Here is a 15596-nt window from a genome sequence, read left to right as displayed (position 1 = left end):
GTGCAGCAATTATGACTGCACGTAGTTTGCGGCATTGTGCTTCTTCAGCACGTCGTCGAAGCGGCGGGCAAAGGCATCGTCGGCCAGCTTCTTGCGGCGCTGGATGTCGGCGGTCGCCACCATGTTCTTCTCGTGCATCTCGAGGAGATCGCCGATGTGCTTCTGAGAGGCCGCGCCGATGCCGGCCATGGTCTCCTCGGCGGTGTTGTCGACCTGGCTGCCCAGCGTGTTGATCTTGTGGGCGACGTCCTGCTGGGCGGCGGTCTTCAGCGAATCTTCCAGCGCCTTGTAGAGCACGATGCGCTGCTCGGTATCGATGGTCAGCTTGTTGATCAGCGTCGACTGCGCCGCAATCTGGTTGTTGAGCGAATCGACGAAGGTCTGGAACATCGACGTGTAGCGCTCCAGCGTCTGGCTTTCGGCCAGCAGTTCCTGCTCCTTGGCCTGCTTCTCGTTGTACTCCGTGGCCAGTTTCGAACGTTCGCCTTCGAGCTCGGTGCGCTCCTTCTGGCTGGTCGAGGCGGCGATCTTGTTCTCGATGTCGAGCAGCATCGGATTGAGCTCCTCGATGCGCTTCTGCACGGTCTCCAGATTGGACATGGTTGCCTTGCGGCGCTCGATCACCTGCGACAGGCTGGCCTCGGAGGTCTTGTAACGCTGGTCGAGGATCTGCTTCTGCGCCTTGAGGATGCCGACAATGGTGTCGGATTTCGCCAGCAGCTCCTGCAGATTGCCGGCCAGCGACATGTTGCGGACGCGGTCGGTGCGCATGCGTTGCTTGCTCTGGTCGGAAAATATACCAACGAAGCTTTCCCAGCCGGTGTAGTTCTTCATGCTCTCGAATTCGGCGCCGAAGACGTTGGTGGCGTCCTCCAGCCCTATGATCAGGTCGGCAATGTTGCCTTCCATCACCTTCTGCTGCTTCAGCACATCCTCGATGCGGGCGTTCTCGAGGTCGAAATTGGCGTCGCCGATCTTATTGTCGGTCTTGGCGAGCGTGTCGAGCACCGTGCCGGACTGCTCGATTTTGGTGCGCATGTCCTGCACGACCTGCTTGGTCTTGGCAATTTCGGCATCGAAATTCTGCAAAGTCGCCATTGGGGCCTCCCGCTTCGGCATTTGTTCGTGTCGCGAACCGCCGGAATATATGTGCGGCATAGGGGGAAGGGAAGGCGGAAGATTAGGAGTTTGCGAAGGATAGCGCCGAAACCCGACACAAAAAACCCGCCTCGGCGGCGGGTCGTTGGCGCGATCAGCACCATGCCCAAACCAATAGCATAACTGCCGTCGCAAAGCAACGAAGCTCACCGATCGCAGTTTTCCCTGCCGCAGTTCTTCCCCCTCTGTCCTGGCACCGTTCGGTCCATGCGCACGCAACGCGGAATAGCGCTGGTCAGGCTTTGGTGAAGCCGATGAAATCGTCGGGCGCGACGCGGCCCATTTCTTCTTCCCAATGGCGGCGGCAGAGCGAGACATAGACATCCTTGCCGATCGCCACCTGTTCGCCCTGTCTCGCCACCTTGCCGTCCGCGCCGAGGCGCACGACCATCGTCGCCTTGCGGCCGCAGCGGCAGATGGTGCGCACCTCGCGTAGATCGTCGGATATCGCCAGAAGCGTGCGCGAGCCGGAAAACAGCTTGCCCTGGAAATCCGTGCGCAGGCCGTAGCACATCACCGGAATGTTCAGCCGGTCGGCAATGCGGGCAAGCTGCCACGCCTGCTCCTCCTCGAGGAACTGCGCTTCGTCGACGAAGACGCAATGCACGGTCGTGAGGTCGTGATGCTCGGCGACCCGGGCGAACAGATCGTCGCCGTCGCGGAACATCTCGGCCTCCGTCTCCAGGCCGATGCGCGACGAGATCAGCCCGGTATCGCCCTTGCGGTAGTGGCCGGCGACGCCGCGCTCGCGGTAATTGTACGAGGCCTGCAGCAGCATCGTCGTCTTGCCGGCATTCATCGTCGCGTAGTGGAAGTACAGCTTGGCCATGCCGCCCTTTTAAGCCGAGTTGTCCCGGCGCGGGGAGGGGGCGTCCTGACATTTCACCAGAAAGCGGCGAACGTGTCGCTGATCGGCCAACCCGCGCCGTTGGTCGCGATTGTCTTATCGCTTGAAACCGCACCAGAATGGTGTTTGGCTGACGAAACAAGGTGGAGACAAAACCGCAACTTCGCTTCGCCGATAGATCACAATGGGAGAATACATGATGTCGCGTATGAAACTATTCGCCGCCGGCTTCGGTCTGGCGGCATTTCTTTCCGCGGGCGGCGCACTCGCCGCCGAGCCGGAAAGCTGCAAGCCGGTGCGTTTTGCCGATGTCGGCTGGACCGACATCACCGCCACCACCGCTACCGCCAGCGTTATCCTCGAAGCGCTCGGCTACGAGCCCGACGTGCAGGTCCTGTCGGTTCCGGTCACCTACACCTCGCTGAAGAACAAGGACGTCGATGTCTTCCTCGGCAATTGGATGCCGACCATGGAAGCCGACATAAAGCCCTATCTCGAAGACAAGTCGGTCGAGACGGTCGTAACCAACCTCGAAGGCGCGAAGTATACGCTCGCCGTGCCGCAGCACACCTATGACGCCGGTCTCAAGGATTTCGCGGATATCGCCAAGTTCAAGGACAAGCTCGACAACAAGATCTACGGCATCGAAGCCGGCAATGACGGCAACCGCCTGATCCTCGACATGATCGCCTCCAACAAGTTCGGCCTGAAGGATTTCGAGCTCGTCGAAAGCTCGGAGGCCGGCATGCTGTCGGCGGTGCAGAAGGCTGCCGCATCAGGCGAAGACGTGGTCTTCCTCGGCTGGGAGCCGCATCCGATGAACGCCAACATCAAGATGGCCTATCTGTCGGGTGGCGACGAGGTGTTCGGCCCGAATTTCGGCGGCGCGACCGTCGCCACCAACGTCCGGGCCGGCTACACCACCGAATGCCCGAACGTCGGCGCGCTGCTCAAGAACATGGTGTTCTCGCTCAAGATGGAAAACGAGATCATGGGTGCGATCCTCAATGATGGCGCCGACCCGAAGGCCGCGGCTACCGAATGGCTCAAGGCCAATCCGGACGCGATTACCCCATGGCTCGCCGGTGTGACGACCTTCGACGGCGGCGACGCCGCGGCCGCCGTGAAAACTGCGCTGGGTTCGTAGCAGATTTACACCCTCCCCCTTGCGGGGAGGGTCGGCGCGGCACGCGCCGCGGTGGGGGTGGTGCAGAACGGAGCATAACCGTGACCACCCCACTCCGCTGCGCGGTTCGACCCACTCCGCCAGGGGGAGGGCGAAGTAGAATGAGGGGACATTTGCCATGGATCCGGTTTCGCAACTGATTTCGAGCTTCAAGATCCCGATCGGGCGGTGGGGCAAGACCTTCTTCGACTTTCTGACCACCAATTTCGAATGGTTTTTCGACAGTATCGCCGACGGGCTCACCGTCGTTCTCGACGGGTTGGTCGATCTTTTGCTGCTCGTCCCGCCGGTTCTCCTGGTTGCCGCCATAGCCGGGCTTGCCTGGTACCTGCAGAAATCATGGAAGCTGGCGCTTGCCGTCGCGCTCGGCCTCCTCTTCATCGTCAACCAGGATCTCTGGCAGGAAACCGTCGAGACGCTGGTGTTGGTCGTGGCCGCCGCTGCGGCCTCCATGGCCATCGGCGTGCCGATCGGCATCTGGGCGGCGCATAACGAGCGTGGCTACCGCTATCTCCAGCCAATCCTCGACCTGATGCAGACTATGCCGACCTTCGTCTACCTGATCCCGGTGCTCATTCTCTTCGGCCTCGGCATCGCTCCCGGCCTCATCGTTACCGTCATCTTCGCCGCTCCCGCGCCGATCCGCCTGACCCATCTCGGCATCACCTCGGTGCCGAAACCGATGATCGAGGCCGGCGAGGCCTTCGGCGCGACAAAACGCCAGCTCTTGTGGAAAGTAGAGCTGCCGGCGGCGCTGCCGACCATCATGGCGGGGCTGACGCAGTGCATCATGCTCTGCCTCTCCATGGTCGTGATCGCTGCGCTCATCGGCGCCAACGGCCTTGGCAAGCCGGTGGTGCGCGCGCTGAACTCGGTCAACATCCCGCTCGGGCTCGAGGCCGGCCTCGCCATCGTCGTGCTCGCCATCATCCTCGACCGGATCAGCCGCATCGGCACGGGAGCCGCCAAATGAGCGCCGCGGTCGATTTCAAGAATGTCGACATCATCTTCGGCGCGGCGCGCAAGGAAGCGCTGGCGCTCGTAGACAGCGGCGCGACGCGTCAGGAAATCCTGGAGAAGACCGGCGCCGTGCTCGGCTGCGCCGGCGCCAATTTGACCGTCAACGAGGGCGAGATTTCCGTCCTGATGGGCCTCTCCGGCTCCGGCAAATCGACGCTGCTCCGCGCCGTCAACTTGCTCAACGTGCCGGCGCGCGGCAATGTCATGGTCAAGGACGGCGACCGCATGGTCGATGTCGCGGCCTGCGACGCCGCCACGCTGCGCAACATCCGACAGACGCGGGTCGCCATGGTGTTCCAGCAGTTCGGCCTTCTGCCCTGGCGCACCGTCGCTGAAAATGTCGGCTTCGGCCTCGAGCTGTCCGGCGTGCCCGACGCCGAGCGCAAGGCGCGCGTCGAGCGCCAGTTGAAGCTCGTCGGCCTCGACCAGTGGGCGTCGAAATACGCCCACGAACTTTCCGGCGGCATGCAGCAGCGCGTCGGGCTGGCGCGTGCGTTTGCCACCGAAGCGCCGATCCTGCTGATGGACGAGCCGTTCTCGGCGCTCGACCCGCTGATCCGGACCAAGCTGCAGGACGAGTTGCTGCAGCTTCAGGCAGAGCTGAAAAAGACCATCATCTTCGTCAGCCACGACCTCGAGGAGGCGCTGAAGATCGGCAGCCACATCACCATCATGGAAGGCGGGCGCATCGTGCAGACCGGCGCGCCGGAAGACATCGTGCTGCGCCCCGCCAACGACTATGTCCGCGACTTCATCGCCAATGTGAATCCGCTCTCGGTGCTGACCGCCTGGAACGTGATGCGCGACCGCCGCGACCTCGAGCACGGCGAGGACGGCTGGGTGTGGCTCGACCGCCGCAAGACGACGCGTTTCAAGATCGACGAGCACGGGCTGGTGGCGGCGGCCGAGCGCGACGGCAAGCCGGCGTTCTGGGTGTCCTGCGCCGATGTCGAGGCCCAGCCGGAGGAGACGGCGCAGGTGTTCTGGGCCAATCCCGGCACCTCGCTGAAGACCGTGATGCTGGCCATGCACCGCTCGCAGACCGCACCCGTGGCGCTGTTCGACGACCAGTCGCGCTTCGTCGGCGCCATCGGCATCAGGGACGTGCTGTCGGCGGTGTTGAGAAGGTAAGCTTTCTCATCGGAGGGAGGTCGACCCTAAGCCGCCAGCGGCAATCTCAGACTTGTGAACGGCGCGCCCGCCGGAAAGGCGGTTTGTGCGCGGCTCAAATGGACGCCCGCTTTTGCCTATGCCAGAATAAACGCGAAGTTTCTTGCGCGCAGTTGCCGGTTCCGATGCCTGAGATCGTCACCAAACCCCGCACCAAAACGAAGCCGCAAATCGAACGGCCGAAGCTCTACAAGGTCATCCTTCTCAATGACGATTTCACGCCGCGCGAGTTCGTGGTAACGGTGCTCAAGGGCGAATTCAAGCTGAGCGAAGACCAAGCGCGGCGGGTGATGATCACCGCGCACCAGCGCGGCGTCTGCGTCGTCGCCGTCTTCACCAGGGACGTCGCCGAGACCAAGGCGATGCGGGCGACCGATGCCGGCAAGGCCAAGGGCTACCCGCTGATGTTCACGACGGAACCGGAGGAGTAGTGCCGTTTTCTCCTTCTCCCCCTGTGGGAGCGGGTGGCCGAGCGCAGCTCGGTCGGATGAGGGGTGTTCCAGCTTGGCGTCGACGGCACTCCGTCCAGCACCCCTCAACCGTCTTGGCGCTGCGCGCCAATCCACCTTCTCGACAACAAGGGGAGAAGGATAAACCGCTGCGCTACCGCCCCTCGCGGTACCACATCGAGCCCAATGCCAGAAGCAGCAGGCCGAGACCGAGGAACCCGCCGAACAGCGGCACGCGCGAGACGGCCTTCAGCACGCTGTCGTCGGTGGTGCGCAGGCCGATCCAGTCGTTGCCGGCGGCCGCGCCCGTGGAGCGGACCGGGACGACCGACGGCAGCGTCACGCCGCCGGTGAGGTTGCCAAGGGCCGACGATTGCGCCAGCCGGCGCACACTGCCGCCGGTGGCCTCGGCCGGCGCTTTCAGCCGGTTCTCGGTGGAGACGACGTCGGTGAATTCCGGTGCGTTGACCGGGCCGACATGGGCAAGCGCCTTCAGGTCGCCATTGCCGACCTGGTAGAGGCCGATCTCGCTGGTTTCGATGCTGCCCAGGAAGACGCCGGGTTCGGCTCTCTCTAGCTTGACGGTCATCGCCTTGCCGGACGGGGTGATGATCTGCGCCGGGCCGGGATCGTCGCTCATCGTCTGGCGGCGGATTTCCAGCATCATGCCGCGGCCGTCGGCGGTCAGCCGCTCCTCCTCGAGTTCAGGCTCCTTCATCAGCCAGTGGGCGATGCGGCGATAGAGCTGGACATGCGGGCCGCCGCCCTCGAAGCCGCGCGCCCATAACCAGCCCTGGTCGGACAGAAACATGCCGACGCGGCCTTCGCCCTTGCGGTCGAGCAGGAGCAGCGGACGGTTGTCGGCGCCCTTCATCACCGCCTCGCCCTCGGGGTTCTCGACGCCGATGGTGCGGAACCAGCGGCTCCAGTGCGGCGGCTCGGTGGCGGAACCGTCGAGCCCGCGCGTCACCGGATGGCGCTGGCCGAGCTCGGTGAGGCGCGGATAGAAGGCCTTGTCAACGACTTCTCCGGTCGGCATCGCCGGCAGCGCCGACATCAAAGGCGTGCGGGCGATGGAACTTTCGCCGGCATATTCGGGCCCTGCCGCGATCAGCAGGGCGCCGCCCTTTTCGACATATTCGGCGATATAGTCGTAATAGAGGATCGGCAGCACGTCGCGGTGCTGATAGCGGTCGAAGATGATCAGGTCGAAATCCTTGATCTTCTCGACGAACAGCTCGCGCGTCGGGAAGGCGATCAGCGACAATTCGTTGATCGGCGTGCCGTCCTGCTTTTCCGGCGGCCGCAGAATGGTGAAGTGGACCAGATCGACCGAGGCGTCGGATTTCAGAAGGTTGCGCCAGGTGCGCTCACCGGCATGCGGCTCGCCGGAGACCAGCAGCACGCGCAAATTCTCGCGGATGCCGTCGATCAGCGCGATAGCGCGGTTGTTGGTGTCGGTGAGTTCGTCGGGCTCGGGATCGATAGCGAGTTCGACGATGTTGCGGCCGGCGCCGGGAATGGTCACCTGCAGCGGCATGGCCTGGCCGATGGTGGCGCGCTCGACCGAAACCTGCTCGCCATTGACCGACACGCGCACGTCGACCGAGCCGGCCTCATTGTTGGTGCCGATGACGCGATAGGTCATTTCGAGCGGCTTGCCGACCAGACCGAAGCGCGGCGCATTCTCGAAGCGGATGCGGCGATCCTTTTCCTGGTCGTTGCCGGTGATCAGCGCGTGCAGCGGGGCGTTGAAGTTGGGTGTGCCGGCGAGGGCGTCATGCACCTCGCCATCGGTGATCATGATGGCGCCGCCGATGCGCGAAGGCGGTACGTCGCGGAAAGCGCTTTCAAGCGCGCCGAAAAGCCGCGTTTCGGTGCGCTCCTCGGCGGCTCCCGACTTGCCGGCCTCGACGACGCGGACGTCGAACTGCTTGAAGCGGCCAAGGCGCTGCTGAAGCCCGGCCAGCGCCTCGTCGGTCTGCTTGGTGCGCTCGCCAATGTCCTGGCTCTGGCTGCGGTCGACAACGACGGCCACGACGCTTTTCAGCGCCTCGCGCTCTTCGTCGAGGAACACCGGGTTGAGCAGGGCCGCACCCAGCGCGAGCAGGCCGGCGAGACGGAAGACCGCGCCGCGCTGGCGAAACCACAGGCCGACCAATGCCAGCAGCAACAGCGGCGCCAGCACCAAGCCAAGCAGCGGCCAGGAGATGAGCGGTTCGAAGGCGAGCGACCAGTTCATGGCTTACTGCCCCAGCCGTTCGAGCAGCACCGGCACGTGCACCTGATCGGATTTATAGTTGCCGGTCAGCATGTACATCATGATGTTGACGCCGGCGCGTAGCGCATAAATGCGCTGCATCGGGTCTGACGGGACGGTCGGCAAAAGCGGGTCGCCATTCTCGTCGACCGCCCAGGCGCCGGCGAAATCATTGGCGGTGATCATGATCGGCGAGACGCCGTCGCCGGTGCGCACCGGGCGGTTCTCGGTGTTGGTGGCTTCGAGCGACGCCGCGACCCAGAGCGGGCCGCCGGCGAAACGTCCGGGAAACTCAGGCAGGATGTAGAAGGATTTCGTCAGTACGTGATCCGACGGCACCGGTTCCAGCGGCGGCACGTTGAGATTGCCGAGGATGTCGCGCAGCCGCTCGGTCGCCGGACTAGCCGAATCCGCGCCGATGCCGGTGGCGAACTGGTCGCGCGTGTCGAACAGCACCGTGCCGCCCTGCTGCATATAGGCGTCGACGCGGCCGATCGCGGCCTGGCTCGGCATCGGTGCGGCAGGGTCGATCGGCCAGTAAATCAGGGGATAGAAGGACAGCTGGTCCTTCGAGATATCGACGCTCGCCGGCGCCCCCGGCTCGAGCGCGGTCTTCTCGATCAGGAAGCGGGTCAGGCCCTCCAGCCCGGCTTGGCTGATCGAATCGACGCTCCGTTCACCGGTCTGCACATAGGCGATCCGGGTCTTCGAAATGTCCTCGATCGCCCGCTCGTCGCCAGGTTTGGAATCGTCGGCGCGGGCGATGTCGGTGTGGCCGACCAGCGCGCCGAGCGCAATCAGCAGAGCGGCCGTGGTTGCAGCAGCCGTGCCGGCGCGGCGCGGCCGGCGCGAGAACAGGCCGCCCATCCAGAACACGGCCAGCGTGTCGAGCACCATCAGCAAAAGGGCTGTCGCCACCAGCGGGCCCTTCAAATTGTGCGATTCGTCGAAGGCGTACTGGATGGTGGTGACCGGAACGGTGATCTGAGGACGGACCAGCGGTGCAAATCTGCTTTCAGCATTGAGCAGATTGTGGGCGAGGACGCCGGTTTCGGAGCCGTAGAGACCAGGCGGGTTCTCGAACGTCACCGGCAGCGGGCCGGCGCCCGGCACCAGCGGCCGTGCATCCGGCGTCGGCGGCACCAGCGTGCCGTCGGCTGATATCATGCGGTATGGCGCCAGCGAGGTGGCGGCGGCTTCGGCATTGGCGACCGCTGCACCCTGATTGCGTGACAGTTGCACGATGCGGCGCAGCATCTCGACGAAGCTGCCGGAGATCGGCAGGTTCGACCAGGTCGCCTCCGGCGTGACATGGAACAGGACGAGCGTGCCCTTGCCCTTCTTCATCCCGGTCACCAGCGGCGTGCCGTCGGCAAGCGTGGCCCAGGTGCGCTCGACGATGTCGGGCGTCGGCTCGGCCAGCACCTGCCTAGTGACGGTGACTTCAGCGGGCGGAGCGAGGTCGGAGAAGGGACCGGTCTTCGGGAAGTCGGTGACCGGCTGCGGCGTCGTCCATGACAGCGCGCCGCCGAGCGAACGCTCGCCGGTACGCAGCCTGACCGGCAGCAGGTCGTCGTCATTGCCGGCGGCCACCAGCCGCGAGCCGGCGAACCGCACCAGCGTGCCGCCATTGTCGACCCAGTCGACCAGCCTCTGCCGCACCTGCTCCGGAATGGTGCCGACATCGGCCATGACAATCATCGCCGGCTTCTGGTCGAGGAGCTGCGGGATGGCGTCGGCAAGGTCGGCGCTCGACGGCTCAGTCAGATCGGCGAAGGGCTGCAGCGCGCGGCGGATGTAGTACAGCGGCGACAAAAGCGGCTGCGCCTGGTCGGCTTCGGCCTGCGACAGCAGTCCGACGCGACGGCGCTTGGAATTCTCATCGAGCACGCGGACGGCGCCGGCCTGCCGCTGGCCGTCGAGCGCGATCGAGGCGAAGTCGTTGCGCAGTTCGAACGGCACCGCCATCGTGCCGGTGGCGGTGGATTCGCCCGGCGAGAAGGTCAGCGTGGCGTCAGCGATGCGGCGGCCCTTGTCGTCGAAGGCGCCGGCGGTCACCTGAGCCGGGGTCGGATCGCTCAGCGCGCGGATGGCGGTCAGCTCGAAGCCGTCCACCTGGTTGTCGGCGCCGGTCAGGCCGATCAAGCTAGGCCGGTCGGAGGCGGCCCAGACGACACGGGCGGCGTTCTTCGACAAAAGCATGTTGAAGGCGGCCTCGTCGCCTTCCGCCGCCAGACCGTCGGCGAGCACCGCGACACTGGCGCCCGGCAAGGTCTCCAGGGTTGCCGCGACGCGGGCGTAGACAGCAGGGCGGTCGGTCGGGATCGGCCGCGGCTTGGCCGCGCGCAGCCGGTCGAGCGCGGTGGCGGCGTCGAAGGGACCGATCTCGGCGTTCGGCTTCTCGGCGGTGAAGGCGATGATGACGGGCACGTCGTTGGAGCTGGCATCGGTGATCAGCCGTTCGGCAGTGGCGACGCGCTGGCCCCAGTCGGCGGCACTTGCCCAGTCATTGTCGATGACCAGCGCAAGAGCGGCACCCTCGGCCGGCAGTCTTTCACGCGGGTTGAAGACGGGTTCGGCCAGCGCCGTAACGATAAGAGCCGCCATCAGCAGCCTAAGCAGCGTCAGCCACCACGGGCTCTGTTGCGGCGTCTCCTCGCGCTTCAGCACCCGGGCCAGGATCTTCAGCGGCGGGAAGACCTCGGTCTGCGGTTTGGGCGGGGTGAACCGCAAAAGCCACCAGATCACCGGCAGTGCCAGAAGGCCCCACAGCACCATCGGCGCCCCGAAGGAGAGCGGCAACCAACTCATGCGCGGATCCTCCCGGCTGAGCTGCCATCGACGGTCATCGCCATGTGGACACGCACCAGCGCATCGGAGGCGAGACGGTCGGTGTGGTTGACGGTGAAGCTCCAGCCGAGCCGCTTGCACCAGTCGGTCAGCTCCTGGCGGCGGGCGATGTAAAGCAGTCGGTAATCATCGCCCAGCGTTTCGGCGCGGCCGGCGGTCAGCTTGTCGCCGGTTTCGGGATCGGTGAACTCGGTGCGGCCGGCATAGGGGAATCTCTCCTCGGCGGGGTCGGCGACCTCGATCAGATGGGCACGCACGCCGTGGCGGGCGAGCACGTCGAGCCAGGCGATGGTGTCCTCGACCGGATCGAGGAAGTCGCTAACGATGACGATGTCGCAGAAGCGGCGGATGGCGGACAGGTCGGGCTTTGCCGGCAATTCGCCGGCATGGGTGAGTTGTGCTGCGATGCGCTCGGCGCCGTTGCGGGCGGTGAACGGATCGGTCAGTCCGGGCCAGGCGATGCGTTCGCCGCTGCGCGACAGAAGCTCTGCCATGGCCAGCGCCAGCACCAGCGCGCGGGATTCCTTCGAGACGGTGGCGCCGGTCGATTTGTAGAGCATGGAAGGCGAGGGGTCTGCCCACAGCCACACCGTATGGGCGGCCTCCCATTCGCGGTCGCGCACATAGACGTGGTCGTCGCGGGCCGAGCGGCGCCAGTCGACGCGCGAGGAATCGCCTTCGACATAGGGCCGGAACTGCCAGAAATTCTCGCCGATGCCCCGCTTGCGGCGGCCGTGCCAGCCGGCGATCACGGTGTTGACGATGCGGCGTGCTTCGACCAGCAGGTCCGGCACCAGCGACGCCCGCAACCGACCGCGGGCGAGCGCGTCACGCGTCGCCGCCGGTGCCTGGGCCTCGCCTATACGCGCCATCAGATGCCTTTTGCCAGTTTCGCCACCACGTCGCGCACGGTCGTGCCCTCGGCACGGGCGGCAAAGGTCAGCGCCATGCGGTGCTGCAGCACAGGCTCTGCCAGCGCTCTGATATCGTCGATCGACGGCGCCAGCCGTCCGTCATAGAGGGCGCGGGCGCGGGCGCACAGTGTCAACGCCTGACTGGCGCGCGGGCCTGGCCCCCAGGCGACGTGCTTGTCGGTCTCGGCATTGCCCTGGCCGGGGCGCGCCGAGCGCACCAGTTGGAGGATCGCCTCGACGACGCTTTCCGGCACCGGCATGCGGCGAATGAGGGTCTGGATCTCCTTCAGCCGCGCCGGCTGCATTACGTTCTGCGCCTTGGCGTCCTCGATGCCTGTGGTTTCCAGAAGAATGCGGCGCTCCGCCTCGATTTCCGGATAGAGGATGTCGACCTGCATGAGGAAGCGGTCAAGCTGTGCCTCGGGCAGCGGATAGGTGCCTTCCTGCTCCAACGGGTTCTGCGTCGCCAGTACGTGGAAGGGCGCCGGCAGGTCGTGGCGGACACCGGCAATGGTGACGTGGTATTCCTGCATCGACTGCAGCAGCGCCGACTGGGTGCGGGGTGAGGCGCGGTTGATCTCGTCGGCCATCAGCAGCTGCGCGAAGATCGGCCCGGAGATGAAGCGGAAGGAACGCTTGCCGAATTCGTCCTGCTCCATCACCTCGGAGCCGAGAATGTCGGACGGCATCAGGTCAGGCGTGAACTGGATGCGGCGGGAATCGAGGCCGAGCACGATGCCCAGCGTCTCGACTAGCTTGGTCTTGGCGAGGCCGGGCACGCCGACCAGCAACGCATGGCCGCCGGCGAGCAGCGCCACAAGCGTGCGTTCGACGACGCTTTCCTGGCCGAAGATGACGCGGCCGACGCCATCGCGAACCCTGGAAATGTCGGCCAGCGCCGTCTCGGCCTGGGCGATCATGTCCTTTTCGCTGATCGGGCTTTCCTTGATCATCACGCTCATGCAGCATCGATCCTTCTCGTTGGAGATACCGGCTTGCACCTTCGACGCTGCAGAGTGCCGCGATTCGGCCTCGCATGGCGCCTGTCTTTGAACTTAAATCACTGGCTTAGGCTGACAAGCGGAACAACAGTGACTATTTCGTGACCATGACAGAACGCGCCGACGATCGTGAAGAGAGCCTGACGGCCGCCACCGAGGCGTGCGGACTGGAGGCACTGATCTCGCGTGCCGCCCGCGCGGGCAAGGGGCCGGCGCCGGTTGAGCGCTGGAATCCGGCCTTTTGCGGCGATCTCGACATGGAGATCAGAGAGGACGGCACCTGGTTCTACCAGGGCACGCCGATCGGCCGTATGCCGTTGGTGCAGCTGTTTTCCTCCGTGCTGCGCAAGGACGAAGACGGCAAGACCTATCTTGTAACACCTGTGGAAAGGGTCGGCATCCGCGTCGTCGACGCGCCCTTCATCGCCGTCGAGATGGACGTTTCCGGCAGCGGCGATAGCCAAGTCATCACTTTCCGCACCAATGTCGGCGACGTGGTCGAGGCCGGACCGGACCATCCGCTAAGCTTCGTCGATGAAGACGCGACCGGTGGCCTGAAACCCTATGTGCTGGTGCGCGGACGGCTGGAAGCGCTGGTGGCGCGGCCGGTCATGTACGAACTGGTCGAGCATGGCGAAGAGATCGATGTCGGCGGCAGAAGGATGTTTGTCGTCCGCTCGAAGGGCGCGGTCTATCCGATAATGCCCGCGGAAAAACTGCAGCGGCTGAGTGCGTGATCGGCAGCGTATGGTGGACCAGGTGACGCTATGGACCAAGTGACGCGGGGGCCGTTTTCGGCCGAGAATTTTCGCGCCCGCGTCGCGGCGCAGCCGCTGGCGCATGCCGCCGACGATTATGGCGACCATCGCTTCAACCCCGGCCATCCGCGTTTGAAGCTCGCAAAGGCGCTGCGCGATGCCGCCGTGCTGATCCCGGTGGTCGATCACGGTCGCGATGCCACGGTTCTGCTGACCAAACGGGCGGAAAAGCTGCGAAACCATTCGGGGCAGGTGGCCTTTCCGGGCGGCACGATCGATCCAACCGATCCGAGCCCGGAGGCGGCGGCATTGCGCGAGACATTCGAGGAGATCGGGCTCGGCCAGGACCGGGTCGAGATCATCGGCCGCATGCCTGATTACGTCTCCGGCAGCGGCTACCGCATCGCCCCGGTGCTGGGAATAGTGCGGCCGGATTTTTCACTGACGCTGAATTCCGAGGAGGTCGACGCCGCCTTCGAAGTGCCGCTGCGCTTTCTTATGGACCCCGCCAACCACGGCCGCGAAAGCCGCATGTGGAACGACCTCGAATGGGTCTTTTACGAGATGCCCTATGACGGACAACGCATCTGGGGCGTTACCGCCGGCATCATCCGCACGCTCTATGAAAGGCTCTATACGTGAGCGGCCGAGTGTCGCTCGCGGGCAAAGCCGACTGGCTCGGCGAAAAGCACCTGCAGCGCCTGCTGGCGGCGCTGGCGGATGGCGGCGAGGAGGCGCGTGTCGCCGGCGGCGCGGTGCGCAATGCGCTCATCGGCCAGCCGGTCGCCGACGTCGATATTGCCACCACGACCGTGCCTGATGAAACCATCCGCCGCGCCGAGGCGGCGGGCTTCAAGGCTGTGCCGACCGGCATCGAGCACGGCACCATCACGATTGTCGCCGGCGGGAAGCCGTTCGAGGTGACTACGCTGCGCGCCGACATCGAGACCGACGGACGGAGGGCCAAGGTGTCGTTCGGACGCGACTGGAAGGCCGACGCGGAACGGCGTGATTTCACCATCAACGCGCTCTATGCCGAGGCCGACGGGACGATCGTTGACCTGGTCGGCGGCGTCGCCGACATCGAGGCGCGCCGGCTGCGTTTCATCGGCGATCCGGAGGCGCGCATCCGCGAGGATTATCTACGCATCCTGCGCTTTTTCCGCTTCTTCGCCTGGTATGGCGACGGCCGGCCGGATGCCGAAGGGCTGAAGGCCTGCGCCCGGCTCAAGGAGGGGCTTGGCCAACTCTCGGTCGAGCGCGTCTGGTCCGAGTTGAAGAAGCTGCTGTCGGCCCCCGATCCATCGCGCGCCTTGCTGTGGATGCGCCAGGCCAGCGTGCTCACCAGCGTTCTGCCGGAGACCGAGAAATGGGGCATCGATGCGATCCATGCGCTGACCAGGGCCGAGAAGGATCTAGGCTGGACGCCGGACCCGCTGCTCAGGCTGGAAGCGATCGTGCCGCCGGACGCCGCGCGGCTGAAGACGCTCGCCGAGCGGCTGAGATTCTCCGTCAGCGATGCCGGCCGTCTCAGGCAGTGGGCGCTGACAGCGCCTGTCGAGCCGAAGACGACCGAAGCGGAACTCGCAAAACGGCTCTATCGTGGCGATCATCAGGGCCTTGTCGATCGCTTGCGGCTGTCGCTCGCTTCCGCTCGAGGCCGCGCCGTCGAGGACAATGACGCGCTGCTAGAAGCCGGCGGCTTCTCGCGCCTGCTCGCCTTCGCCGGAAAATGGAAAAAGCCTGACTTTCCGCTTAAGGGCGCCGATCTGACGACGCTTGGCGCGTCGCCCGGACCGAAACTCGGCGCAACCTTGAAAAACCTCGAAAACGAGTGGGTCGAGTCCGGCTTTGCGCTGGATCGCGGCGCACTTCTCGAGCGCGCCGCAGAAGCACTCGAAAGTTAGAAAACGTTTGGAAACTCTACTCTGCGGCCATCTGATGGCGTTTTCTGCGCTTTCGGTGCTCACGGACCCAAATGTC

Annotated in this window: 13 protein-coding genes; 7 read left to right on the top strand and 6 right to left on the bottom strand. The window is 65.1% G+C overall.

Features of this window, described 5'->3' with window-relative positions; genetic code table 11:
* Positions 1 to 9: 9 nt before the first annotated feature.
* On the bottom strand, positions 10 to 1098 hold the full coding sequence (locus CIT31_RS15385; protein ID WP_095519218.1) for a hypothetical protein: 1089 nt from the start codon (positions 1096 to 1098) through the stop codon (positions 10 to 12).
* 295 nt (positions 1099 to 1393) lie between these two features.
* Positions 1394 to 1987: a thymidine kinase gene (locus CIT31_RS15380; RefSeq protein ID WP_095519217.1), complete on the bottom strand. Its 594-nt coding sequence runs from the start codon at positions 1985 to 1987 to the stop codon at positions 1394 to 1396.
* A gap of 217 nt (positions 1988 to 2204) precedes the next feature.
* Here CIT31_RS15380 and CIT31_RS15375 point away from each other — a divergent pair, with 217 nt between their 5' ends.
* The 4 genes from CIT31_RS15375 to clpS all read left to right on the top strand — a co-directional run bounded on the left by CIT31_RS15375 (position 2205) and on the right by clpS (position 5812).
* On the top strand, positions 2205 to 3152 hold the full coding sequence (locus tag CIT31_RS15375) for a choline ABC transporter substrate-binding protein (RefSeq protein WP_082982767.1): 948 nt from the start codon (positions 2205 to 2207) through the stop codon (positions 3150 to 3152).
* A 157-nt stretch (positions 3153 to 3309) separates the two neighbouring features.
* Positions 3310 to 4164: a choline ABC transporter permease subunit gene (gene choW / locus CIT31_RS15370; RefSeq protein WP_065011919.1), complete on the top strand. Its 855-nt coding sequence runs from the start codon at positions 3310 to 3312 to the stop codon at positions 4162 to 4164.
* A complete protein-coding gene (gene choV / locus CIT31_RS15365; protein WP_095519216.1) occupies positions 4161 to 5342 on the top strand; it encodes a choline ABC transporter ATP-binding protein in 1182 nt (393 codons plus the stop codon). The genes choW and choV overlap by 4 nt, the downstream gene beginning before the upstream one ends.
* 164 nt (positions 5343 to 5506) lie before the next feature.
* Positions 5507 to 5812 (top strand): ATP-dependent Clp protease adapter ClpS, encoded by a 306-nt coding sequence (gene clpS, locus CIT31_RS15360; RefSeq protein WP_095519215.1) that lies wholly within the window; start codon positions 5507 to 5509, stop codon positions 5810 to 5812.
* Between the two features lie 172 nt (positions 5813 to 5984).
* Here the strand turns inward: clpS and CIT31_RS15355 are convergent, their stop codons facing one another.
* From CIT31_RS15355 to CIT31_RS15340, 4 genes are read right to left on the bottom strand one after another with little or no spacing between them, the layout of a single operon-like run.
* Entirely contained in the window at positions 5985 to 8072 is a 2088-nt protein-coding gene (locus CIT31_RS15355) for a hypothetical protein (RefSeq protein WP_095519214.1), read from the bottom strand.
* A gap of 3 nt (positions 8073 to 8075) precedes the next feature.
* Positions 8076 to 10901, bottom strand: coding sequence for a DUF4159 domain-containing protein (locus CIT31_RS15350; protein WP_095519213.1), 2826 nt, complete (start codon positions 10899 to 10901; stop codon positions 8076 to 8078).
* Positions 10898 to 11812 (bottom strand): DUF58 domain-containing protein, encoded by a 915-nt coding sequence (locus CIT31_RS15345; RefSeq protein WP_095519212.1) that lies wholly within the window; start codon positions 11810 to 11812, stop codon positions 10898 to 10900. The genes CIT31_RS15350 and CIT31_RS15345 overlap by 4 nt, the downstream gene beginning before the upstream one ends.
* Entirely contained in the window at positions 11812 to 12816 is a 1005-nt protein-coding gene (locus tag CIT31_RS15340; RefSeq protein ID WP_095519211.1) for an AAA family ATPase, read from the bottom strand. The genes CIT31_RS15345 and CIT31_RS15340 overlap by 1 nt, the downstream gene beginning before the upstream one ends.
* 146 nt (positions 12817 to 12962) lie before the next feature.
* Here CIT31_RS15340 and CIT31_RS15335 point away from each other — a divergent pair, with 146 nt between their 5' ends.
* From CIT31_RS15335 to CIT31_RS15325, 3 genes are read left to right on the top strand one after another with little or no spacing between them, the layout of a single operon-like run.
* A complete protein-coding gene (locus CIT31_RS15335) occupies positions 12963 to 13592 on the top strand; it encodes a DUF1285 domain-containing protein (RefSeq protein WP_095519210.1) in 630 nt (209 codons plus the stop codon).
* Positions 13593 to 13622: 30 nt separating this feature from the next.
* Positions 13623 to 14255, top strand: a complete 633-nt coding sequence (locus tag CIT31_RS15330; protein ID WP_095519209.1) for a CoA pyrophosphatase — start codon at positions 13623 to 13625, stop codon at positions 14253 to 14255.
* Entirely contained in the window at positions 14252 to 15520 is a 1269-nt protein-coding gene (locus tag CIT31_RS15325) for a CCA tRNA nucleotidyltransferase (RefSeq protein WP_065011928.1), read from the top strand. Before CIT31_RS15330 ends, CIT31_RS15325 begins: the two co-directional genes overlap by 4 nt.
* Positions 15521 to 15596: the final 76 nt, after the last annotated feature.

Source organism: Mesorhizobium wenxiniae, assembly GCF_002284535.1.
Taxonomy (GTDB): Bacteria; Pseudomonadota; Alphaproteobacteria; order Rhizobiales; family Rhizobiaceae; genus Mesorhizobium; species Mesorhizobium wenxiniae.
This window is presented reverse-complemented; position numbering and strand designations above follow the sequence as displayed.